The organism is Streptomyces sp. a15 (assembly GCF_059026085.1).
Genome location: NZ_JBWLKM010000245.1, coordinates 1 through 1,117, shown reverse-complemented (window position 1 = coordinate 1,117; position 1,117 = coordinate 1). Strand labels below are relative to the sequence as shown.

Sequence of the window (1,117 nt, the reverse complement as noted above, 5' to 3'; positions counted from 1 at the left end):
CTGGTGGACAGCAGTACCAGGACGTCGCCGGGGCGGCCGTGGGCGCGGACCTGGCGGGCGAACACCTCGTCGACGCCATAGTCGTTGGCGATGGCGGTCGTACTGGAGGTGTCGGCGTGCAGGGCGATCGCGGAGAAGGCGGGCCGGTCGTCACGGTAGCGGCCCACCAGTTCGGCGGTCAGGTGCTGCGCCTGTGCCGCGCTGCCACCGTTGCCCGCGGCCAGCAGCCGACCGCCCCCGGTGAGCACTGCGGCGAGCCGCTCACCCCACCGCTCGGTGGCGCGGGCGGAGGCGCGGAACGCGCCCAGCGCGGCGAGGAGTTCGTCGCAGTGCGCGGCGACCGGGGAGACCTCTGTACTCATCACGCCACCTCCGACCGGATCTCGTCACGTGCCGTGACGCGTTGGTAGACCTCTTCGACGCCGTCCGCGACGCGCTGCCAGGTGTAGCGGGCGAGAGCGGCTTCGCGACCGGCCGTGCCCATGGCGCGGCGCAGCCGTTCACCGGCGAGCACGTCACGGACCGCCTCGGCTGTCGCCCCGAGGTCGCCCACCGGTACCAGTCGCCCCGTCACCCCGTCGTCGACGGTGTCCCGGTGGCCGCCGACATCGGTGGCCACGACGGGGACGGCACACGCCATCGCCTCCAACGGCACGATGCCGAACGGCTCGTACGTCGGCGTGCACAGCACCGCGTCCGCACTGCCGATCAGCGCGGGCATCCGGGCCGGGTCCACGGCACCGAGCAGCCGCACCCGGTCGGCCACGCCGGCGCGCTCGGCCAGACCCAGCAGTCGCCGCGCCTCCGGTTCGGCGTCCAGCAGTTCGGGCGGAGGCCCGCCCGCGATCAGGAGTTCGGTGTCGGGGATCCGGGTGAGGGCCCTGATCGCCTGGTCGTAGCCCTTGCGGCGGACCAGCCGGCCGCAGGACAGCAGCCGGTGCCGCTGCCGGCGTGCCGGGGTACCGACGGTCGGCACCCCGGGCCGGAACTGACCCACGTCCACCCCGCACGGCACCACGGACACCCGTCGCGGTGACACACCCAGGTCGGCCAGTTCGAGCACCTCGTCGGTGCAGGTCGCCAGGACCCGGTCACAGCCCCGGCCGATCTGCCGCTC

2 protein-coding genes are annotated in these 1,117 nt (G+C 74.2%); both read right to left on the bottom strand.

The features are described 5' to 3' along the window. The coding region (locus tag AC5P09_RS51915; RefSeq protein WP_493880625.1) for a D-sedoheptulose-7-phosphate isomerase at positions 1 to 362 on the bottom strand (362 nt) is incomplete at its 3' end. Continuing rightward, positions 362 to 1,117, bottom strand: a 756-nt coding sequence (locus AC5P09_RS51910; protein WP_493880624.1) for a glycosyltransferase, incomplete at its 5' end; no start/stop codon positions are given. The genes AC5P09_RS51910 and AC5P09_RS51915, both read right to left, overlap by 1 nt.